Genomic DNA, 21,123 nt, shown 5'->3' on the forward strand with positions numbered 1-21,123 from the left:
TCACGCTAGCTCAGCGCACCGACCAGCGATCCTCGATCCGGCCGTACCGCCAGATCAGCAGGGCCGCGGCCCAGACGACCACGAACAGGCCGACGATGACGAACCCCGCGTAGTCCAGGTCGATCCCGGCGACCCACGCGAGCGGGCCCGACTCCACGTGCGCGCGTTCGGCCAGCACACCCAGGAGTTCGACGGTGCCGATCGCGAGCGCCACGGCGACGGAGAGCGACGTGATGGTGATGTTGTAGTACACCTTCCGCACCGGCTTCGCGAACGCCCAGCCGTACGCGGCGTTCATGAACACCCCGTCGATGGTGTCCATGAGGGACATGCCGGCCGCGAACAGGACGGGCAGCACCAGGATGCAGTAGAACGGCAGCGTGAATGCGGCCATGCCGCCGGCGAGCACCAGCAGGCCCACCTCCGTCGCGGTGTCGAACCCGAGACCGAACAGCACGCCGATCGGGTAGATGTGCCACGGCTTCCGCACCGAACCCGAGACGCCGCGCAGCAGCCGGTTCATCAAGCCGCGACGGTTGAGCCGCTCCTCCAGTTCGGCCTCGTCGTAGCGGCCGCGGCGCATGTCCCGGAACACCTTCACGATGCCCACGAGCACGACCAGGTTGATGATGCCGAGGATCCACAGGAACACCCCGGAGACGGAGGTGCCGATGAGGCCGAGCACCGTCTGCATCGTGGAGTTCTCGTCCTCGACCGGGCCCGCGAGGGCACGCACGCCCAGGGCGAGCAGCGCTGCGAGGCCGAACACCACCGTCGAATGGCCCAGCGAGAACCAGAATCCCACGGACAGCGGCCGCCTCGGTTCCTTCTCCCCCGCCGCGAGAGCGACCTCACGGTCGGCCAGCAGCTTGCGGGTGGTGTTGTCGATCGCGGCGATGTGGTCGGCGTCGAACGCGTGCCGCAGCCCGAAGGTGTACGCCAGCAGGCCGATCCCCACCGTGAACTCGGCGCCGCCGCCGATCCCGTAGTGGTTCGGCGCGATGAGCAGCACCAGGACCGCGATGCCCACGACGTGCAGCGCCACCACGAACGCGGTCATGCCGAGCAGGGACCGACGGTCCGCGCCGCCCAGCCCGGCCCACGCCGCGGCCAGCCGGTTCGATACGCCTTCGGTTGTCATCTCGCTCCCTTCGAGCGTCAGTATTTTCGCAGGTTGAGCGGCGCCTGTCCGGTCCACCGCGCGCGCAGCTCCGCGATGATCGCCCCGAACAGAGCCGTGAGTTCGTCGGTGTCGTCGCCCAGGCAGCGCAGCACGAGGCCCGGTCCGGCGAGCGCGGTCAACCCGCTCCGCACCCCGCCGGCCGCCTCGGCGACGTCGTGGATGCGATCTAGGAGCGCGTCGTCGACGCGCGGGTCGACCACGGTCAGCGAACCGAAATGGCTCCGGCCCTCCAGGAATCCGATGCCGGACGGGTCCGCCGCGCCGGGCTCCACGAGCACGTTGTCCACGGCCAGCACGTCGCCGCCGCGGTGGATCTCGGTGCGCAGCCGCAGCTCGTCGTAGCGGAACCGCGCACCGTCGGGCGACCATCCGGGCGTGACGATCTCGGTCATGAGCAGCGACGCGGTCTCGTCGAGTTCCACGACGCAGTTCTGCCGATAGGTGGCCTCCCGGTACAGGATCAGCTGGTCCGGGACGTATTCGAGCGAAGCGCCGGGACCGAGCCGCAGCCGCATCTCCTGGTGTGCGTGGCCGCCGGGCGTGCGGTACACCTTGGTGGCCGACTGCGTGGTGAGCAGCGCCCGCGCGCCCGACTCCAGGTCGACGTCGATGGTGTACCGGTCGCCCTGCAGGCAGGCCCCGCCGGGATTGACGATGTGATAGCAAACCTGGCCGGTGTCGTCGAGGTAGACGGGCCGCAGCGTCTGCAGGGTGCCGGCGTGCCGCTGCGCCACCGCGACGGTGCGGGGACCGCGCGGTGCGAGGGTCAGGGCGAGCTCGCCGGTGGGTGGGTTCACGGCAGGATCAGGCGAGGTCGAGCATGAGGACGTCGCGGCGGATCCAGTCCAGAACCCCGTCGAGGCCCTCGTCGGTCTTGAGGTTGGTCATGCAGAACGGCTTCTCGCCGCGGAACACTCGGGAGTCGGCGGCCATCACCGAGAGGTCCGCGCCCACGTGCGGAGCGAGGTCGGTCTTGTTGATCACGAACAGGTCCGATTTGATCATCCCCTGCCCGGCCTTACGCGGGATCTCCTCGCCCTGCGCCACATCGATGAGGTAGATCGAGAAGTCGACCAATTCCGGGCTGAAGGTGGCGGAGAGGTTGTCGCCGCCGCTCTCGATGAACACGATCTGCAGGTCCGGGTGCGCGGCCACGAGTCGTGCGACCGCCGCCTCGTTCATCGAGGTGTCCTCACGGATGGCGGTGTGCGGGCAGCCGCCCGTCTCGATGCCCACGATGCGGTCCTGGGGCAGGATTCCGTTGCGGGCGAGGATCTTCGCGTCCTCGGTGGTGTAGATGTCGTTGGTGACGGCGGCCATCGACACCTCGTCGGCCAGGTGCCGGGTGATGCGCTCCACCAACTGGGTCTTGCCGGCGCCGACGGGGCCGCCGACACCGATCCGGATCGTCGTCATCGTGTTTCCTCCTAGCTCATGAACATTCGTGCCCGTTGGCGCTGGTGCCGCATCTGGGCGATCTCCAGACCGGGCGAGACGGCGCCGAGGTCGTCGTCGAGCAGCGTGAGCGCCTCAGCGACGGCGTCCCCCACCACGTCGTGCATCGCGCGCTGCACCCGCTGCCCCGCCGTCTGCCCGATGGGGATGGCACGCACCGCGTTCTGCGTCAGGGACGCGGCTGCGGCGAACAGGTGCGCCTCGATCGCGGCCGGGACGGGGGCGTCCACCGCGTGCGCCATCAGGGCGAACGCGATCGCCGGGTGGCCGTGGCACCGCCCGGCGTCCAGTTCGGAGAGGTAGTCGCCGAGGAAGGATTCGGGCGTCACGAGAACCCCGACCTCGGCGGTGCGCCGGCCGATCGTGGCCGTCGCCCCGCGCATCTGGGCAGGCAGGGTGAGCGCGGCCAGCAGCCGGTCCAGGTGCCACACGGCGTCGAGGTCGCCCACGTGCAGCGCGTCGTACACCCGGCGGATCGCGATCCCGTCGGTGTAGGTGAGCTGGCGTCCGATGTACGCCCGCAACCACGCCGCGAAGGTCGCCTCGTCGTGGATCGTCCCGTCCGCGAGGTAGGCCTCCATCCCGAAGGAGTGGCTGAACGCCCCGGTGGGCAGGGCGGAATCGCTCAGCTGCAGCAGCGGCAGCAGGTACGACGGCGAGGTGGGCAGGACGGTCATCAGTGGGTGTGCTCCGCGTGCCGGAACGGCGTGGGCATCACGCGGTCCTGCCGGGTGTAGGGGACGCCGTGGTGGTCCAGGTAATCGGCGACGGTGTGGTCGTACTGGACCACCATCACTTCGGCCTCGTACTCGGATCCGGCGTCGAAGAACTGGGCCTGGAGGTGCCTGTTGCCGAGTCCGTGTGCCACGCGCCCCATCTCGGTGATGCCGCGGGGCGCGATGACGAGCACGTCGGTGGCCTCCACGGCGACCACGATGAGGTTCTTGTCGTCCCGATGGAGGATGTCGCCGTCGCGGAGGTCGCCGTCCGGGCCGGCCGGTGCGGCCAGCCGGAGCCCGATCTCGCGGTCGTGGTCGGTGCGCACCCGCTGGATCCGCTTCACCAGGTCGGCACCCGCGAGCGGGACCCGCTCGATGTGCAGGCCCGCGGTCTCGTCGTCGGTGAGGTCGGCCAGGTTTCCGGCGACGCTGTCGATGATCACTTCTCGCCTCCTAGAACAGGAAGTAACGCTGGGTCATGGGCAGGGCCGACGCGGGTTCGGAACGCGCGGACGCACCGTCGACGGTGACGGTGTACGTCTCGGGGTCGACGGTGATCTCCGGCGTCGCGCCGTTGTGCGGCAGGTCCTGCTTGCGGAGCGTCCGCACCCCGCGGACGGGCAGCGTGCGTTTGCGCAGGCCGAGCTCCTCGGCGACACCGGATTCCGCTGCTGCCGTGGACAGGAACGTGATCGCCGCGTCGTGCACGGCGTGGCCCATGGACCCGAACATGGGTCGCATCGTCCTGGGCTGCGGCGTGGGGATGGAGGCGTTGGCGTCCCCCATCAGGGCGGAGGCGATCTGTCCGCCCTTGATCACCAGCGACGGTTTGACGCCGAAGAATGCCGGGTCCCACAGCACGAGGTCAGCGAACTTCCCCGCCTCCACGCTGCCCACGTAGTCGGCGATGCCCTGCGCGAGAGCGGGATTGATCGTGTACTTCGCGACGTACCGTTTGATCCGCGCGTTGTCCCCAGCGTCCGGGTCTCCGTCGAGCGCGCCGCGCTGGCGCTTCATGGAGTCGGCGAGCTGCCACGTGCGGGTGATCACTTCCCCCACGCGGCCCATGGCCTGCGAATCCGAGGAGGTGATGGAGATGACGCCCATGTCGTGCAGCACCCCCTCCGCCGCGATGGTCTCGGGGCGGATCCGGGAATCGGCGAAGGCCACGTCCTCGGGGATGTCGGCGTTGAGGTGGTGGCACACCATGAGCATGTCGAGATGCTCCACGATGGTGTTCCGCGTGAACGGGAGCGTGGGGTTGGTCGACGACGGGATCACGTTGGGCAGCCCCGCGATCGCGATGATGTCCGGCGCGTGCCCGCCGCCGGCTCCCTCGGTGTGAAAGGTGTGGATCACCCGGCCGCCTATCGCCGCCACCGTGTCCTCGAGGAAGCCGCACTCGTTGAGGGTGTCGGTGTGGATCGCGACCTGCACGTCGTACTCGTCGGCCACGGTGAGCGAGTTGTCGATCGCGGCGTGGGTGGCGCCCCAGTCCTCGTGCACCTTGAGCCCGATGGCGCCGGCGCGGACCTGTTCCGCGAGCGGCTCGGTCGCGCCGGCATGCCCCTTGCCGAGCAGGCCGATGTTCATGGGCACGTCGTCGAGCGCCTGCAGCATGCGGGCGATGTGCCAGGGCCCCGGCGTCACGGTGGTGGCGTTGGTGCCCGACGCGGGCCCCGTGCCGCCGCCGATCATGGTGGTGACACCGGAGTTCAGCGCGGTGTCGATCTGCCCGGGGCTGATGAAATGGATGTGGGTGTCGATGCCGCCGGCGGTGAGGATCTTCCCCTCCCCCGCGATGATCTCGGTGGCGACGCCGATGGTGATGGTCACCCCGTCGGAGATCTGCGGGTTCCCCGCCTTGCCGATCGCCAGGATGTGCCCGTCCCGCAGGGCCACATCGGCTTTGACGATTCCGGTGTGGTCGATGATGAGCGCGTTGGTGATCACGGTGTCCGGGATGGCGTGGTCGCGAGTGAGGGTCCCGTTCTGGCCCATACCGTCCCGGATCACCTTGCCGCCGCCGAACACCACCTCCTCGCCGTGCACGGTGAGGTCCTTCTCGACCACGGCGAACAGGTCGGTGTCGGCGAGGCGGACGGCGTCGCCGGTGGTGGGGCCGTAGAGGTCCGCGTACTCGCGGCGGCTGAGGTCGAAGCTCACGACGCACCGCCATCCCGGTCGAGCGGGCCGTTGACCTTGTTCGCCAGCCCGTACACCTCACGCGTCCCGGCGAGGGCGACGAGGCGCACCGTCTTCCCGTCGCCGGGCTCGAATCGGACGGCCGTCCCGGACGGGATGTCGAGGCGGTGGCCGCGAGCGGCGGCGCGGTCGAACTCGAGGGCCGGGTTCGCTTCGGCGAAATGGAAGTGCGAGCCGACCTGCACGGGGCGGTCGCCGGTGTTGACGACGCGCACCGTGCGGGTCGGGCGTCCCGCGTTGCAGGTGACGGGCTCGGCGGCGAGCCGCAGTTCTCCGGGGATCATCACCGTGGTCACCGGATCGGATGGTGGACGGTGACGAGCTTGGTGCCGTCCGGGAAGGTGGCCTCGACCTGCACGTCGTGGACCATCTCCGGAACACCGTCCATGACGTCGTCACGGGTCAGGATGGTGGCCCCGTAGGTCATCAGGTCGGCGACGGTGCGCCCGTCCCGTGCGCCCTCGACCAGCTCGTACGTGATGATCGCGACGGCCTCGGGGTAGTTCAGCTTGAGTCCGCGGGCCTGACGGCGCCGGGCCAGGTCGGCCGCGACCACGATGAGCAGTTTGTCCTGCTCGCGGGGCAAGAGGTGCATGAAGGATCACTCAAATCCCCTGCCCCCGTGGCCGTCAAGCCAGATCGTCAGGCGCAACAGGCTGGAAACACGAAGTTAACGTGACCGGCCCGCGGACCGTCGGGCTACCCCTGCGGGATCTTGACGGCGAGCACCGGGCACGGGGCGTCCAGGAGGATCCTCTGCGCGGACGATCCGAACAGCAGCTTGCCCGTGGCCGTGCGGTGCTTGATGCCAATGACGATCACGGCGGCGTCGAGGCGGGTCGCGGCGTCCACGAGGCCGCCCACCGGATCCTTGTCCCTCTCGTTGGGATGCTCGACGGTGACCTTCAGGCCCCGCGCCTGCGCATCCGCGACGTCCGGGGCGTCGCCGTCGAGGACGAAGACGACGACGTCGTCGTTGCCTCGGCGGCCGGCCTCCTCGTAGGAGGCGGCGAGCGCGGCGGCGCTCTCGGGGGTGTTGGAGTGGGCGGTGAGAACGGTCATGGGTCAGACATCCTTTCCGGTACGGGAGGTGACGACCTGGCGCGCCTTGAGGAGCAGGACGGCGAGCAGCAGGGCGTAGAGGACGATCGAGATGGGCGACGAGACGAACACGGAGTAGCTCCCGTCGGACGAGAGCAGCGCGTCGCGCATGCTGGTCTCGGCGAGGGGGCCGAGGACCATGCCGATGAGCAGCGGCGCGATAGGCACGTCGTACCGCTTGAACACGAAGGCGAGCAGTCCGACGCCGAGGAACAGCAGCAGGTCGAACATCGTGGGCGAGGTGGCGTAGATGCCGAGGCCGCAGAAGACCACGATGCTGCCATACAGGTAGGGCGCCGGGATCAGCAGGAGCTTCGCCCAGAGCTGCGCGAACGGCAGGTTGATGACGAGCAGCACCACCATGGCGATGAAGAAGCTCGCGAGCAGCGCCCACACCAGGTCGGGCGAGTTGTCGAACAGCAGCGGGCCGGGCTGCAGGCCGTACTGGCGGAACGCGGCCAGCATGATCGCGGCGGTGGCCGACACGGGAAGCCCCAGGGAGAGAAGGGCGCCCATGGCCATGCCGGTGGTCGAGTTGCCGGCCGCCTCCGGGGCGGCGAGGCCGCGGGGCGCGCCCTTGCCGAACATCGGCACCTTGCGGCGGCGGTCGAGTCGGCGCTCCACGTCGTAGGCGAGGAAGGTCGGCACCTCGGATCCACCGACGGGGACCACGCCGAACGGCAGGCCGATCGCGGTGCCGCGACCCCAGGCCGGAAGCGCCTCCATGAACTCCGCGCGCGAGAGCCACGCGCGGCCCGCCTTGGCGCCCAGGGCTTCCGGTGCCCTGTCGCGGCGGATACGGCTGGCCACGATGATGATCTCGCCGAGCGCGAGCATGCCGACGGCGACGATCACGAGCGAGATCCCGTCGAACAGGTTCGCGGACCCGAAGGTGAAGCGCTCGGTGCCGGAGATCTGGTCGATGCCGACGGTCGCGAGCATGAGGCCCATGACGAGCGAGGCGAGGCCCTTCACCACGGAGTCCGAAACGACGGACGAGATGGCGCCGAACGCGAGGAGCGAGAGGGCGAAGTACTCGGCCGGGCCGAACTTCGTCGACAGGTCCGCCATGTAGGGGGCGAGGAACACGACGAGGACGGAGGCGATCATGCCGCCGATGAACGCACCGATCGCGGCGATGGCCAGGGCCTGTGGGGCCTTGCCCGCCTTGGCCATCTGATGCCCCTCGAAGGTCGAGGCGATCGACGAGGCCTGGCCCGGGGTGTTCATCAGGATCGCCATCGTGGAGTCGCCGAAGAGGCCGCCGAAGTACACGCCGGAGAACAGGATGAACGCCGCCGTCGGGTTGAGCGCGAACGTCATCGGCAGCAGCAGCGCCACCGCCATCGACGAACCGAGGCCGGGGAGGACGCCGACGGCGGTGCCGATGAGGCAGCCGATGACGACCCACATGAGATTCGCCGGCGACAGCGCGCCCGCGAATCCGTCGAGCAGCAGTCCGAATTGGTCCATGTCTACAGTCCTCCGAGGATTCCGGACGGGAGGGGTACATCGAGCAGCACGCCGAACACGAGGAACACGAAGCTCGACATGAGCAGGGCGGCCGAGATGTCGAACAGCGGCCGTTTGCTCGCGAAGGCGCGGGTGACGCACCAGAACAACAGTGCCGCGGCAAGGATCCAGCCGAGCACGTTCAGCAGGACGGCGAAGGCGACGATGCCGCCGACGATCCAGCCCACGGACACCCAGTCGGTGTAGGTCCGGAAGCGCCGTTCGGAGCGGGCCAGCTCATCGGGGTTCCGCACGTAGTGCACCGCGAGCGCGGCGGCCAGGGCGTACCCGGCGATCGCCAGCAGCCATGGGAAGAACGTGGGGCCCGGCGTGTCCGAGGACTGCACGTCCATCATGAGGTTGCCGATGACCACCAGTGTGCTCGCGACGGCGAGGATCCCCGGGACCACCAGTGCGCCGCGACCCGTACCGGACCCCGCCGCGGCGGATTCATGTGCCTGCGTGGTCATTTGCCCAGCTCCTTGTACAGGTCGGCGATGACGCGGTCCTCGTCGGCGATGAAGGTGGATACCGCGGGCCCCTCGAGCCACGCCCGCGTCCACTTGTTGGTCTTCTCCGCTTCGGCCCAGTCCGGCGTCTGCATCACCTCGTCGAACACGTCGCGGATGTTCTTTACGTCGCCGTCCGAGACGCCCGGGGGCGCGAAGAGGCCACGCCAGTTCGCCAGGGTCACATCGAATCCCGCTTGCCGGAGGGTCGGCAGGTCGACACCCTCCACGGGGTCCTTCGCCGCCACCGCCAGGGCACGCAGGCGCCCCGACTCGACCTGGTCGATGAGGTCGGCGTAGCCGGAGAACGCCGCGGCGGCCGTGTGGGTGACGAGCGCCTGCGCCACTTCGCCGCCGCCGGCCTTGGGGATGTAGGTGGTGTTCTTGGGGTCGATCCCCGCCGCCTTGGCGAACTGCGCCATGACCAGCTGGTCGAAGCTGCCGCCGCCGGTGAAGGCGATGCCGTGCGGATTCTGCCGCCACGCGGCCACCAGATCCTGCACCGTCTTGTACGGCGAGTTCGCGGGGACGACCAGGATGTCGTACTCCTCGAAGATCCGCGCGATCGGGGTGACGTCGTTCATCTTCACTGCCGACTTCGTCTGCTGCACACCGGCGACGAGGCCGGTGCCGCCGACCATCACCACATCGGCGCGGCCGTGCATCGAGTGCAGCCGGGAGAGGCCGATGGTTCCGGCTGCGCCGGGCACGTTGACCACCTGAATGTTGGTGGCGATCTTCTTCTCCCGCATGATCGCCTGCGACTCGCGCATGACGAGGTCCCAGCCGCCGCCCGCGCCGGCGGGCGCGATGAGCGTCGCCTTGTTGCGGATGTCGGCCGAGAGCCCGCCGCGCTGGAAGGAGAACCCGACCGCCGCCACGATGACGACGACCGCGATGATCCCGTAGATCGCCAGTCCCACGATGTTCCGCTTGCCTGGTGGGCGATCCACTGTTCCTGTTTCGTCCGGGCCGTCCGTCACGCTGACCTCCTCATGAGCCGTGTGTGAGCGCTCACGCTAGCGATCTGTCAACGAAACGTAACGAAAACCACATCTATCCATAACGCGTAGTTCGCGCAAAACACGCAATTCTCGACGACCTGCGCGAACACCCCGGCGATCGTTCCCGCACCTGCGCCCGACGCCGCCCTACGCTGGAATCGTCACGGCGTGCGCCCGCGCGCCGGAGCGAGGTGAACACGGATGCACACCAGGGTGCGCGTCGCCGCAGGCGAGAACAGCGCCATGACCTACCGGCGCCTGCGGGCGCTGATCGGCTGGGTCGGGCTGAGCCTGCCTGCTGTCCTGCTCGTCGCCGGTGTGCTCGACGGTCACGTGCAGCAGTCGCTCAGCGCGTACTACTACACCGACGTCGGCCCCTACTTCACCGGCACGGTGTGCGTGATCGGCGTGTTCCTGCTGGCGTACCGGTTCGGCGATGCGGCGGTGGAGAACGTGGTGACCACCGTCGCGGGCCTCGCCGCGCTCGGCGTGGCGTTCTTCCACGCCGCTCCCCCGGATCCGACGCCCACCGAGTCCGTCTTGGCGGCAGTGCATCTAACGTGTGCCGGGGTCCTGTTCGCGCTGCTGGGCGCGATCGCCGTGTTCCTCTTCCCGAGCGATGTGCCGCCCTCGAAGGCGTGGCAGGCGCGCCTCTACCGGGCGCTGGGGTTCACGATCTGGGCGGCCATCGTCGCGATGGTGGCGCTGAACGCCCTTGTCCCCGAGTTCTACCGACGCACGAATCTGTTCTTCTGGCTCGAGTCGGTGTGCGTGATCGCGTTCGCGGTCAGCTTCGTTCTCAAGGGGTACCTCCGGTGCCCGCCGTCCGGCCCGTGCGACGAGCCCGGGGCCTGATCGACGCTCGTACCGGTGGCCCCCATCGACGGTCCGCGGCGCGGTACCGTTCGGTTCGTACGATCACGAAGGGGCGCAGCCGATCGCGGCTGCGCCCCTTCGTTGTGGTCCTCCTAGTCCGTCTGGACCTCGCTGCGGTCCCCCGACCACAGGGTGTGGAAGGTGCCGGACTTGTCGACGCGCTTGTAGGTGTGCGCGCCGAAGAAGTCGCGCTGGCCCTGGACGAGCGCGGCCGGCAGGCGGTCGACGTTGAGCGAGTCGAAGTAGCTGAGTGCGGTGGCGAAGCCCGGGACGGGGACGCCGGCCTGCGTGGCGGTGATGACCACGCGACGCCAGGCGTCCTCGCCGTCGCGGATGGCCTGCGCGAAGTACGGCGCCTCGAGGAGGGTCGCGAGGTTCGGGTTGTCCTCGTAGGCGTCGGCGAGCACGTTGAGGAACTGCGCCCGGATGATGCAGCCGCCGCGCCAGATCTTGGCGACGGCGCCCTTGTCGATGTTCCAGCCGTACTTCTCCGCGCCGGCGATGATCGCGTCGAAGCCCTGGGCGTAGGCGACGATCTTGGAGGCGTAGAGGGCCTTCGCGACGTCGTCGACGAAGGAATCGTCGACCCGCGGGGCCGTGGGGCGCTCGATACCGAGGGCCTGCACCGCGTCGCGCTGATTGCGCTTGGAGGAGACGGCGCGGCCGAAGACGGCCTCGGCGACGCCGCCGACCGGCACGCCCAGGTCGAGGGCGGTCTGCACGGTCCAGACGCCGGTGCCCTTGCTACCGGCCTGGTCGGTGACGATGTCGACGAAGGGCTTGCCCGTCTCGGCGTCGACGTGCTTGAGGATGTCGATCGTGATCTCGATGAGGTAGCTGTTGAGCGGCCCCTCGTTCCACGTGGCGAAGAGGTCCGAGATCTGGGCGGGCGTGTAGCCGGCGACGTTGCGCAGCAGGTCGTAGGCCTCGCCGATGAGCTCCATATCGGCGTACTCGATGCCGTTGTGGATCATCTTGACGAAGTGACCGGCGCCGTCGGTGCCCACGTGAGTCACGCACGGCTCCCCCTCCGCGACCGCGGCGATCGACGCGAGGATCGGGCCGAGGGTCTTGTACGACTCGGCGGTGCCGCCGGGCATGATCGACGGTCCCCTGAGCGCGCCCTCCTCGCCGCCGGAGATGCCGGCGCCGACGAAGTGGATACCCGTCGGCGCGATCTTCGCCTCGCGGGCGATCGTGTCGTGGAAGTTCGCGTTGCCGCCGTCGACGATGATGTCGCCCGGCTCGAACCGCTCCTGCAGCTGCTCGATCACCGCGTCCGTGCCCGCGCCGGCCTGCACCATGATGATCGCGGTACGCGGCGTCGCGAGGCTGGCGACGAACTCATCGATGGTGTCGCTGGCAACGAAGTTCGCCTCGGGATGGTTCTGGACCACCTCGTGCGTCTTCTCCGGCGAGCGGTTGTAGATCGCCACCGTGTTGCCCTCACGGGAGGCCAGGTTGCGGGCCAGGTTCGAGCCCATCACCGCCATCCCCACGACTCCGATGTTCGCCTTGGCATCGTTGCTGGTCATCGCCCGGTCTTCCCTCTTCCTCATGGTGGTTCACACTCGGCCCCTACGTTACGTCCCCACGCCCGACGGTGCGCCGAGATGGTCCGCTGCGAGCGCTGGTTCGCTCGCGCACGTCATCCACCGCAGAAACATCTACTCCCGTTCCGCATCCGGGCAGATCGACTGGATCAGAGGGCGATTCGTCCAAGATCGTCAGCCGCCTGTTGTACCGTTGGGCCCGCCGACGCAGGGGACGTCGCGCAGCGCGATACAAGTCGAAAACGGGGCCTCAGAGTGATCAAGGATCCAGACAAGTTCTATAACATCTTCGCAACGTGGGCGATGCAGAACGGTGGCCCGCGAAACGCCGCTGATTACTTCCTCGATGCGGGGATGATCGACGACGCGCAGGCCGACGACCTCATCAACAGATTCGAGACCAATCGCGATCGAGTGAGCACGGGCGGGCCGGTCATCAAGCCTCGGCACGAGGAGACGTGGTACCAGGGCGCACTGGACTCCGACCGCATCTGGGGAGCCTTCAAGGAGAAGCTCATCAACAAGGGGCGCGAGACACTGATCCCCGACCTCGACGAGTCTTCGAACACCATCGTCGGCCTCACGCCGAACCCGACCGGGGACGCACGTTCCGCCCGGGGGCTCGTCGTCGGATTCATTCAGAGCGGCAAGACGACCAACTTCACCGCCGTGGCAGCCAAGTTGGCAGATCGCAGATATCGCATGGTCATCGTGTTGGCGGGCATCCACAACGCACTGCGGCGACAGACTCAGGCCAGACTGAACAATGACCTCGCGAGCGACCCTGAGCGTTGGTTCGTCGTCACCGGTGAAGAAGGCGATTTCGACCTGACGCGCCTATCCACGGGGACGTCACACAAGCATGACGCCACCGCCTATCTGACCAGCCAGGACAAGACCACTCTGCTTGTAGTCAAGAAGAACGCGGCAGTCCTACGCAAACTCCTGCTCTGGCTCAACAAGCCCTCGGCTAAGAACGCACTGCGGACTGCCCCCGTGCTGGTGATCGACGACGAAGCAGACCAGGCATCCGTCGAAACCGGAACTATCAATCCTCTCATCCGCGACCTGTTGGCATTGTTTCCTCGAGGGACGTACATCGGCTACACCGCGACCCCATTCGCGAACGTCTTCATCAACCCCGCCGACTCTGATGACCTTTACCCTCGCGACTTCATCTATCCGCTACCACAACCCGATGGATACTTCGGACCGGAGACCTTGTTCGGACGCGAATCCACCGACTTGGACAACGACGGCGACTCCGGAAAGGACATGATCCGACTGATCCCGGACGCCGACGAATTTAAACTCCGCCCCATGAACAAGAAAGAGGCCGACGGATTCGTCCCAGTTGTGACCGCAGAACTGCGAGCCGCAATTCATTGGTTCCTCCTCGCCACGACTGCGCGATGGGTTCGCGGCGACGCGTCGGACAGCTCGATGCTCATCCACACTTCATTCCAGACCCAAATCCATCACTCGTACACGGGCGTCGTCGAGTCGGTCCTGCGGAAGACACGATCAGGCATCGTACATAAAGACCCGGAAGTGGTAGCCGCGCTCGCGGAACTCTGGGCGGATGAGACGGCCCGTGTCGATGCCTGCGACTGGGGGCGGCAATCGGAGACCTTCGACGAACTGTTGACGCAAATCGTCGGTGTCATCGACGACACCAGGGTGATCATGGACAACTACTTGAGCGACGAACGACTTGCATATCACCCCGACCAGACGAATACAATCATCGCGATCGGCGGAAACACCCTGTCCCGCGGCATCACGCTCGAAGGTCTGGTCTCGAGCGTGTTTTTGCGTCCGACCAACACATACGATTCGTTGCTGCAGATGGGCCGCTGGTTCGGCTTCCGGCCCGGTTACGAGGACCTCCCCCGGATCTGGACCACGAACGCCCTGCGAGATGCCTTCCGCCACTTATCGCTAGTCGAATACGAGATGCGCCAGGACATGGCCGCCTACGAGATCCAAGGCATCACCCCGATGGAGGCGGCCGTCCGGATCAGGACTCATCCATCACTTCGGGTGACGGCCAAGATGGGCGCGGCGCAACCGTCACAGATCTCGTTCGGCGGCGCTCGCCTCCAGACTCGGTACTTCCTCCGTCGCGACCGCGAATGGCTGGACAACAACTGGGCAGCCGGCGAGCAACTCGTTGCGTACGCGAAGCGCTTCATCAACGTCGAACCCCTCGACAACGGCGTACTTCTCAGGAACGTCAACGTCGCCAGCGTTCGTTCGTTCCTGGGCACGTACTCCGTGGTACCGAAGCAGGCGGACATGGACCTCCCGATGATTCTGGAGTACGTCCGCCAACAGAACGAACTGGACGAACCGCGACTGACGAAGTGGAACATCGCCGTGGTGGGCGGCTCAGGGCCCGAGGTGACCCTCGCAGGCGAATCCGTGAAGAGAGCGAATCGTGCGCCCTACGCCGACTCCGGCGATCTCGCGGACATCAAGACCCTGATGAGCAAGGCCGACCTCGTCGTCGATGTTCCCAGCGTCTCGCTCAAAGAAGCCCGTGACATGACGGAAGCAGCCCTCAAGGTCAAGAGGATTCAGGACGAGGAGACCCAAGACAAGGGCCTGATCGTTCTGTATCCGATCGATGAGAACAGCGTCCCGAAGACAGCATCCAGCGAGGAAGTCCGCGGCCCGATGGATGCCGTCGCGCCTGTCCTCGGTCTAGCCATCGTCTTCCCCAAGACCACGTACTCGGCGAGCGAGCGCGACGCTGTGCAGTCGACTCACCTCGCTGTCGAACTCTCGCAGCACGCCGAAGTCGTGGACACGTCCGACGAGATGTACGGAGTGGAATGATGCCGACGGGCAATGATTTGCCGTCGATCTGGGCGGAGATCGAATCGCACCCCACCCATGCGGACGGCGAGTGGAGGTTTCAGCAGATCGACCCGCTGGAGGACGGCCGACGACTCACACTGGCGATCGATGACCAAGGGCAACATCATCTGCTCGTCCCGAAAGCGCCTGGGAGCGTGCCCACCAATACACGAAGTCCGCTTGCAGTTTCCGTGCGGGACTTCAGTTTTGGTCATGATTCGCTCGAGCACGTGTCCGGCCACTATTTGGATATCCACTGTCGCATCGACGCACTGAACGCACAATTCGACAAGGTTATCTCCGACGTCGTCGATGTCGTGCAAGGTTCCTCAACCCCTGCCGTCTCCGCGGTCGCCACCGTGGGGGCATGGCGGAGACTGTTCGCGATCCTCGCCGATGGCCATACCCTGTCCTACCCCGAGAAGATCGCGGTCTTCGGGGAACTCACCGTTCTGCAGGAACTGATGGAACACGATGGAGGGTTCGAGGTCGCGTCATGGACCGGCCCTGACCACGCTGCCCATGACTTCGAACTCTCCGAGCAGTCAATCGAGGTGAAGTCCATCGGAGAGGACTCAACGACGGTCACCATCCACGGCCTCGACCAGCTCGACTCCGTGAACGACAAGCCGCTCTACCTGGTCGTACGAACGATCATAGAGAGCGCATCGGGTCGAACGATATCCGAAGTCCTCGGCGAAATCCTCTGCGCCAGCGTCGATCCCAACGGAATTCGACATGCCGCCGCAAAACTCGGGGTGTCCGACACCGACGCTGACCCGACCCGTTTCGAAGTCCAGACCACCATGATTGCCGAGGTGATAGGCGACTTTCCTCGCATCATCAAAGCCACAGTCGCACCCCACGTCTCGGAGTCCATCCGCCGTATCAGCTACGAGTTGGACCTCCGATCACTGTCGCCGTTCCTTCGCCCAACCAGAATCGATCGATTGGAGTCGGACACTTGAACGACATCCGATGGTGGTCACAGCCCTTCCCGCCAGAGGGAGGTCAGACCGCAGAGGGAATCAAACGTCAACTCGGTCGCCCACACCTACCCGAGTACGCCGTCCTGGTGAGGGAAGCCGCTCAGAACAGCTGGGATGCGCGACTGACCGATCGCATCAGCTTCGGAGTCGACATACGCCGGCTCGGAAACTCAGCGGTCGCGTGGAGGTCGAGGCTCGGCGACAGCAGCCGATCAAGCGAGGAACGGGGGCGACTGTCGCGATTGGACTCCGCTTCGTGGATCCTCACGATTTCCGACAGAGGGACAACCGGCCTGGGTGGCCCTGTCCGCTCAGACGAGAATGATCCCCATGGCCGAACAGCGAATTTCGTTCAGTTCATCCGGAACGTCGGCGAACCACGGGACAAGCGACTCGGCGGCGGAACCTACGGGTTCGGAAAGGGGATCTTCTACCGGACCAGTGCGGCCGGCGCGATACTCGTTGACACGCTCAACAACGACGCTGACTCCGCCTCACGACGGTTGATGGGAGCAGCGTTAGGTGGGATCGAGGTGGACCCGAGCGGCCGCAGGCTTACCGGCCGACATTGGTGGGGTGAGATCAACGATGGAATTCCCGACCCACTGACGGGAGATCTCGCCGCCTCCGTCTCGCGCGAGCTCGGCCTACCAGGTTTCGACGACGGGGTCACCGGGACGGACGTCGCAGTCATCCTGCCGAATCTCGATCTCGACGACACGGGCGGCGATGTCAAGACCCTAGCTGAGCGGCTCCGCGCCTACATGTACTGGTACTTGTGGCCGAAAATGGGGTCAGAGAGGCGTTCTCGCAACATCGACTTCACCGTCAGTGTCGACGGTGAACAATTCCCTTTCACATCACTTCAGTCTCTGCCTGTGCTCTCAGACTTCGCAACCGCCCTTGACGGCGTCTACCTCCGTTCAGGAAGCGACTTCGAGATGCAGACCCACAAGAAGACGCTGGGTCGGCTGGGCCACCTCTCGATCGAAGCAACGATGCCCGAGATGTTCGACGTCGCGACGCCCTTATGGAAGACATTGAGCGGCGATTCAGCACCGATAGCTCCACCGTATCGGCACATTGCACGAATGCGACAGACGGAGCTCATCGTTGACTATCTCGCCGGTGACCCGATGCCCACGTCGAATGTCGGCTACGTCGGTGCCTTCGTCGCCTCGGAGAACACGGACGAATACTTCGCTCAGGCCGAACCGCCGACCCACGACGCCTGGGAGATCGGGACTCTCGTCGCTCCAGGTAAGGGGATCGTTCAGAGGGCACGTCTGTGGATCCTGGAACAGTGCAAGCTTCAGGTCGAAGCGCGTGCGGGTTCACGTTCGAAGGCTGTCGAGGGTCTGGGCCGACTGTCGAGCTCGCTCGGAGCACTCGTTCAGAATGCGACCGGCACCAGAGCTTCCATCGACGACCGCGGACACCGATCCTCCACCGAGACCGGGGGGTCCGGGTCGAGAAGTTCCAGGCGAGTCGAGCCCGACACCGATTCGCATGTGGTCGTGGACGCTGGAGTCGCCTACGTCGAGTGCTCGGTGATCGTTGCTCCGCGCGAGACGTTCGATTTCGCGTTGCAGGCCGAGATCGCTGTGATACTCGCAGGCGGTAGACGCGAGAAGCCCGGAGACGCACCGACTCGAACGGCGACACCGACAATTCTGTTCTGGTATGCGGGCGATGACACCGCGATGCGTGTCGAAGGTAATTACGTGAAGCCCGAGGACTTGCGCGTCGGAAAATGGACGGTCCGCGCTACAGCGATCGACGATGTCGCGGTCCGCCTGTCCGTATCGGAGGTCGAGCCCCGTGTCTAAGACCTTCACGCCGCCTTACATGACACCGAACCCGACTGCTGTCGAGATGCTTCCCTGGTCTCTTGAACGACATGGTGACTCGACTCCGCTGACCTCACCGTTGGAGGGTTGGGTGTCAGGTACGGACCTCGCTCTGTCTCGTGGGGTCCACGTCGATATCGACGCAGTGCGAGAACGCTGCATGCTCGCGTCTGACACCAGACTCGGGCTGACAGTGAGCTGGATGAGCGACGCTTCCAAGATCCGACGACACGTGTTCAAGAAGGTGATCATCGAACCTCGCAACGAGATAACGGCCCGCCTACCCGGTACCGAGATCGGCGGAACCGTCCATATCACGACTGCATTGGTGTTGCTCGACGACAACGAAGACGCTCTTCCTGGGGCGCCACGTCATCGCGGCTCGATCCTCGCGCGCGATTCCGTTGCCACGACTCTTGAAGGCGACGGCTCGATGTTCCCGATGGCGGTGGTTGATTTCGCTGGGAAGGTCTACGACAACGATGCATCCTGGCACGTCGAAACGACCACGGCGCTGGATGCAAACTTCAGCTCAACCTTCCAGGTGATGATCAATGAACGTGACGTCCACCTGATCAGAGCGATCGAGACCGAGAAGCCGACCAGAGAGCAGCAGGCGCTACTGGATGAGCTCAGTGCCGGTGTCATGCAGACGGTCATCGAGCTTGCCTACGCCCTGAAATCACGAGGCGAGCTGACAACGGACGATTACGCCGACGGGACCGTTGGCGACGTCCTCCGCGGCATCCTCATTCAGACCGGCGACATGAACCTGGCTGATATGAGTGATCCATCGTCCCTGTCGATCCGCAGATCGACGTTCCAGGGTGTCGCGCGACGCATCTCGGCTGGAAGGATGTTCTGAAGTGGATGGTCCGTTGATCTGGCCCCGCATGGACCGATCGAAGTCGGTGCCGGCGATGGCCGAGATTTCAGATACCAGCGGCCCCAAGGTCGATCTCGACACTTCACAGTTCTCGTTCAGCAGCGTGGGTACGAGAGCGAACCGCCGTGATATCAACGCCCTGCGCGACGGCGTCGTCGACATCGCCAACCAGTTCGGTTTCAATCGCAGACGCGGGTTCGACCAGGAGGGAGACCCCGGCGATGACTCCCGTGCCCGATTCGATCTCCAAGTGCTGAGCGCTCTACCTGTGTTGATGCCGATGAACTGGTCAGAGGCAGGGTCGCGCGATGTGTGGTCCTGGTGCGCTCTCGCACTGCTTCCTGACGTGACCCATTGGCGCTGGCGGTGGGTTGGAAAGCGGGGAACCTGGAACACAGAGCGTTGGATCGGGTCGGACCTCACGCGGCATTCTTGGGCAAGGCAGTGGTGGCGCGCCGTTCAGTTCGAACCGAACCCAACCGTACTCGACTCGCTGATGGAGTCAGACTTCAACCAGCTCACAGAACGCGCCACAACGATCGGGGCGAATCCGGTCCTCGTGTCCGCGTTCGCCGCACACTACCTAGAAGCCACAAAGACTTCACAGATCGACCGGCGACATCTCATTCGCGACGCAGCTCAGAGACTACTTCGAGAGATGGCATTCGTCGACGATTCAGTCATGAGCGGTCGCGAGATCGAAGACTGGGTACTTAGGATCATCGAAACCTCAACCTCGAGCCTTCAGCACTGAAGTTCAGTCGTAGGCCGTCGGACCGCTGCATAGACACGTGCGGCACCTGCAGAAACGTTCTCATGTTCCCACACCCGCACGACGGTCCACCCTTCATCGGCTAAGCGGCGGTCGGTCTCGCGGTCGCGTCGACGATTCACCTCAACCTTCTCCTGCCAGAAGGCCGAGTTTGTCTTGCTCACCGTATGGTGCTCAGGACAACCATGCCAGAAGCAGCCGTCGAGAAATACCGCCACCTTCTGGCGAGGGAACACGAGATCCGCCCGCCGTCGAAGGCCGGCAATGGGAGCCTTGTCTACGCGGTATCGAAGGCCGAGTCCGTGAACCGCGCGCCGGAGGGCCAGCTCAGGTCGCGTGTCTCGACTCTTGTTCGCCTGCATCGAGCGCCGCACTCCCGGGGACGACGCCCAGGACGTCTGATGCTTCCGAGGCACGTCATTCACTGTCTACGCAGACCGACTCGTCACGCAAGTGCGGCCTGGAACCTTCCCTGGTTCGTCTGATCTGTCCCGGTCCGCTCGTCCCACCGCAGGTTCACACAAGACAGAGCATCATCACGGCGTGCCGCACTCCAACCGAATGCCGCCGCCAAGACGTGCACTGCCAATGCCGGCGGAACAGCGTTACCGATCTGCTGCGAAACGTCTAGGCCTCGCCAGGGGAAGTCGCGGGGGAACGTCTGCAGTCTGCCGGCCTCATCATCGCTGAACCGTCTCTCGTTCCCATCTGCCCACTGGACACGATTGCGCGACACTTTGCCAGTCACGGTGAACGCAGGTGCCGTCGAGAATCGACGACCACGCGCAGTCGAAACCCCTCCCGATCCATAGTTCGAAATGACCTCGAAGGCGCCTAATTCTGGCAACGCGTCCCCCATCGACCTCACATTCGTGTTCAGCTCCGGTCGCCGAGGGTCGAATCGGTCGTGGGTCGCCTCCGGCAGACGGACTGCACAGTCCGGTACTCCGTGACGAGCCACCAGGGCCGCTCGTCGCCTCGTCTGAGGCACGCCATACTCCTCCGTGTATAGAACATCACACTTCACTCCGTAGCCGTGGTCACGCAGAACGTCGGCCATGGCCTTCCACACAGGGAGTACCGCCGGCACCTGCTCCAGAACGATCGCCTGGAAGGGTGCTCGATAACCGACTCGCTTCAGAGCCCAGAGCAACGGCTGAAGGACCAGCCCCGTGCGCTCATCGTCGACATCCGCCAGCAAAGTCTTGACCTCGCCGTATCGATGTCGACCAAGCAACTCAACCAAACGCAACACCAGGTCGAGCTGCCGACGGCCTGCTCCGTTTCCCGCAACGGTGAACGTCTGGCACGGCGGTCCTCCCGCCAATACGTTGTAGTCGAGGTATTCCAAGGGATCGACCTCACGAACGTCGCTCTGCCGATACCTCAGTCCCGCCGCCTCGCGCGTCGCGCACGCCGATTCGTCCAGCTCGATGCCAATTGACTCGACCCCGAGCCACGTTGCGGCAACGTCGAGCCCTCCAGGCCCAGCGAAGAGGTCCACAATCCTCGGCGACTCCATTGGCGCCAAGACGCCAGAACGATTGTCGGACATGAATCACCACTCTATTCGTCTCTCGCGACCACACGGTGCAGGCGCGCCGGCGCCACCCACCCGTCGCTCTCAGCGGTCGAAACGATAGCCGA

At 65.7% G+C, this 21,123-nt stretch carries 21 protein-coding genes; 6 read left to right on the forward strand and 15 right to left on the reverse strand.

Annotated features, from left to right (window positions below; translation table 11 throughout):
- Positions 1-10: 10 nt before the first annotated feature.
- The 12 genes from BN39_RS16400 to BN39_RS16455 form a co-directional block, all read right to left on the reverse strand.
- Positions 11-1,141: a HoxN/HupN/NixA family nickel/cobalt transporter gene (locus tag BN39_RS16400; RefSeq protein ID WP_019203525.1), complete on the reverse strand. Its 1,131-nt coding sequence runs from the start codon at positions 1,139-1,141 to the stop codon at positions 11-13.
- Positions 1,142-1,158: 17 nt separating this feature from the next.
- Positions 1,159-1,980: an urease accessory protein UreD gene (locus BN39_RS16405; RefSeq protein WP_019203526.1), complete on the reverse strand. Its 822-nt coding sequence runs from the start codon at positions 1,978-1,980 to the stop codon at positions 1,159-1,161.
- A gap of 7 nt (positions 1,981-1,987) precedes the next feature.
- On the reverse strand, positions 1,988-2,599 hold the full coding sequence (ureG, locus tag BN39_RS16410) for an urease accessory protein UreG (protein ID WP_019203527.1): 612 nt from the start codon (positions 2,597-2,599) through the stop codon (positions 1,988-1,990).
- 11 nt (positions 2,600-2,610) lie between these two features.
- Positions 2,611-3,315 (reverse strand): urease accessory protein UreF, encoded by a 705-nt coding sequence (locus tag BN39_RS16415; RefSeq protein WP_019203528.1) that lies wholly within the window; start codon positions 3,313-3,315, stop codon positions 2,611-2,613.
- A complete protein-coding gene (gene ureE, locus BN39_RS16420) occupies positions 3,315-3,800 on the reverse strand; it encodes an urease accessory protein UreE (RefSeq protein WP_019203529.1) in 486 nt (161 codons plus the stop codon). Before ureE ends, BN39_RS16415 begins: the two co-directional genes overlap by 1 nt.
- Positions 3,801-3,810: 10 nt before the next feature.
- Entirely contained in the window at positions 3,811-5,523 is a 1,713-nt protein-coding gene (ureC, locus tag BN39_RS16425) for an urease subunit alpha (protein ID WP_019203530.1), read from the reverse strand.
- The gene (locus BN39_RS16430; protein WP_040768535.1) at positions 5,520-5,846 is read right to left on the reverse strand and encodes an urease subunit beta; all 327 of its coding nucleotides are present in this window, start codon (positions 5,844-5,846) and stop codon (positions 5,520-5,522) included. The genes ureC and BN39_RS16430 overlap by 4 nt, the downstream gene beginning before the upstream one ends.
- A gap of 8 nt (positions 5,847-5,854) precedes the next feature.
- Positions 5,855-6,157, reverse strand: a complete 303-nt coding sequence (locus BN39_RS16435; RefSeq protein ID WP_019203532.1) for an urease subunit gamma — start codon at positions 6,155-6,157, stop codon at positions 5,855-5,857.
- 104 nt (positions 6,158-6,261) lie between these two features.
- Positions 6,262-6,624 (reverse strand): universal stress protein, encoded by a 363-nt coding sequence (locus tag BN39_RS16440; protein ID WP_019203533.1) that lies wholly within the window; start codon positions 6,622-6,624, stop codon positions 6,262-6,264.
- Positions 6,625-6,627: 3 nt separating this feature from the next.
- On the reverse strand, positions 6,628-8,136 hold the full coding sequence (locus BN39_RS16445; protein WP_019203534.1) for a tripartite tricarboxylate transporter permease: 1,509 nt from the start codon (positions 8,134-8,136) through the stop codon (positions 6,628-6,630).
- 2 nt (positions 8,137-8,138) lie between these two features.
- The gene (locus BN39_RS16450; protein ID WP_019203535.1) at positions 8,139-8,645 is read right to left on the reverse strand and encodes a tripartite tricarboxylate transporter TctB family protein; all 507 of its coding nucleotides are present in this window, start codon (positions 8,643-8,645) and stop codon (positions 8,139-8,141) included.
- Positions 8,642-9,607: a tripartite tricarboxylate transporter substrate binding protein gene (locus tag BN39_RS16455; RefSeq protein WP_019203536.1), complete on the reverse strand. Its 966-nt coding sequence runs from the start codon at positions 9,605-9,607 to the stop codon at positions 8,642-8,644. Before BN39_RS16455 ends, BN39_RS16450 begins: the two co-directional genes overlap by 4 nt.
- A 282-nt stretch (positions 9,608-9,889) precedes the next feature.
- Between BN39_RS16455 and BN39_RS22355 the strand changes: the two genes are divergently transcribed.
- Positions 9,890-10,543 (forward strand): hypothetical protein, encoded by a 654-nt coding sequence (locus tag BN39_RS22355; RefSeq protein ID WP_019203537.1) that lies wholly within the window; start codon positions 9,890-9,892, stop codon positions 10,541-10,543.
- A gap of 113 nt (positions 10,544-10,656) precedes the next feature.
- Here BN39_RS22355 and gndA read toward each other — a convergent pair whose 3' ends face one another.
- Positions 10,657-12,099 carry an NADP-dependent phosphogluconate dehydrogenase gene (gene gndA / locus BN39_RS16465; RefSeq protein WP_019203538.1) on the reverse strand — a complete coding sequence of 481 codons (1,443 nt, stop codon included), beginning with the start codon at positions 12,097-12,099 and terminating at the stop codon, positions 10,657-10,659.
- A 273-nt stretch (positions 12,100-12,372) separates the two neighbouring features.
- On the opposite strand from gndA, the gene BN39_RS16470 reads away from it, so the two are divergent.
- From BN39_RS16470 to BN39_RS16490, 5 genes are all read left to right on the forward strand, one after another.
- The gene (locus tag BN39_RS16470; RefSeq protein WP_019203539.1) at positions 12,373-14,958 is read left to right on the forward strand and encodes a Z1 domain-containing protein; all 2,586 of its coding nucleotides are present in this window, start codon (positions 12,373-12,375) and stop codon (positions 14,956-14,958) included.
- On the forward strand, positions 14,955-15,947 hold the full coding sequence (locus BN39_RS22360; protein ID WP_051159032.1) for a PD-(D/E)XK motif protein: 993 nt from the start codon (positions 14,955-14,957) through the stop codon (positions 15,945-15,947). Before BN39_RS16470 ends, BN39_RS22360 begins: the two co-directional genes overlap by 4 nt.
- Positions 15,944-17,797, forward strand: a complete 1,854-nt coding sequence (locus tag BN39_RS16480; protein WP_148281517.1) for a hypothetical protein — start codon at positions 15,944-15,946, stop codon at positions 17,795-17,797. Before BN39_RS22360 ends, BN39_RS16480 begins: the two co-directional genes overlap by 4 nt.
- A gap of 223 nt (positions 17,798-18,020) precedes the next feature.
- Entirely contained in the window at positions 18,021-18,683 is a 663-nt protein-coding gene (locus tag BN39_RS16485; RefSeq protein ID WP_237741707.1) for a hypothetical protein, read from the forward strand.
- 1 nt (position 18,684) lies between these two features.
- Positions 18,685-19,458 carry a hypothetical protein gene (locus BN39_RS16490; RefSeq protein ID WP_237741708.1) on the forward strand — a complete coding sequence of 258 codons (774 nt, stop codon included), beginning with the start codon at positions 18,685-18,687 and terminating at the stop codon, positions 19,456-19,458.
- On the opposite strand, the gene BN39_RS22825 is transcribed toward BN39_RS16490, so the two are convergent.
- Positions 19,449-19,838, reverse strand: coding sequence for a very short patch repair endonuclease (locus tag BN39_RS22825; RefSeq protein ID WP_081586179.1), 390 nt, complete (start codon positions 19,836-19,838; stop codon positions 19,449-19,451). The two genes, BN39_RS16490 and BN39_RS22825, sit on opposite strands and share 10 nt — an antisense overlap.
- A gap of 83 nt (positions 19,839-19,921) precedes the next feature.
- Positions 19,922-21,031 carry a DNA cytosine methyltransferase gene (locus BN39_RS22830; protein WP_086010311.1) on the reverse strand — a complete coding sequence of 370 codons (1,110 nt, stop codon included), beginning with the start codon at positions 21,029-21,031 and terminating at the stop codon, positions 19,922-19,924.
- Positions 21,032-21,123 lie beyond the last annotated feature (92 nt).

It is taken from the genome of Tsukamurella sp. 1534, from assembly GCF_000312385.1.
Taxonomy (GTDB): Bacteria; Actinomycetota; Actinomycetes; order Mycobacteriales; family Mycobacteriaceae; genus Tsukamurella.

Coding starts and splice junctions, on each gene's coding strand:
- BN39_RS16400 (WP_019203525.1), bottom strand. CDS start 1,141: ATGACAACCGAAGGCGTATCGAACCGGCTGGCCGCGGCGTGGGCCGGG.
- ureG (WP_019203527.1), bottom strand. CDS start 2,599: ATGACGACGATCCGGATCGGTGTCGGCGGCCCCGTCGGCGCCGGCAAG.
- BN39_RS16415 (WP_019203528.1), bottom strand. CDS start 3,315: ATGACCGTCCTGCCCACCTCGCCGTCGTACCTGCTGCCGCTGCTGCAG.
- BN39_RS16430 (WP_040768535.1), bottom strand. CDS start 5,846: ATGATCCCCGGAGAACTGCGGCTCGCCGCCGAGCCCGTCACCTGCAAC.
- BN39_RS16435 (WP_019203532.1), bottom strand. CDS start 6,157: ATGCACCTCTTGCCCCGCGAGCAGGACAAACTGCTCATCGTGGTCGCG.
- BN39_RS16440 (WP_019203533.1), bottom strand. CDS start 6,624: ATGACCGTTCTCACCGCCCACTCCAACACCCCCGAGAGCGCCGCCGCG.
- BN39_RS16445 (WP_019203534.1), bottom strand. CDS start 8,136: ATGGACCAATTCGGACTGCTGCTCGACGGATTCGCGGGCGCGCTGTCG.
- BN39_RS16450 (WP_019203535.1), bottom strand. CDS start 8,645: ATGACCACGCAGGCACATGAATCCGCCGCGGCGGGGTCCGGTACGGGT.
- BN39_RS22355 (WP_019203537.1), top strand. CDS start 9,890: ATGCACACCAGGGTGCGCGTCGCCGCAGGCGAGAACAGCGCCATGACC.
- gndA (WP_019203538.1), bottom strand. CDS start 12,099: ATGACCAGCAACGATGCCAAGGCGAACATCGGAGTCGTGGGGATGGCG.
- BN39_RS22360 (WP_051159032.1), top strand. CDS start 14,955: ATGATGCCGACGGGCAATGATTTGCCGTCGATCTGGGCGGAGATCGAA.
- BN39_RS16485 (WP_237741707.1), top strand. CDS start 18,021: ATGAGCGACGCTTCCAAGATCCGACGACACGTGTTCAAGAAGGTGATC.
- BN39_RS22825 (WP_081586179.1), bottom strand. CDS start 19,838: ATGCAGGCGAACAAGAGTCGAGACACGCGACCTGAGCTGGCCCTCCGG.
- BN39_RS22830 (WP_086010311.1), bottom strand. CDS start 21,031: ATGTCCGACAATCGTTCTGGCGTCTTGGCGCCAATGGAGTCGCCGAGG.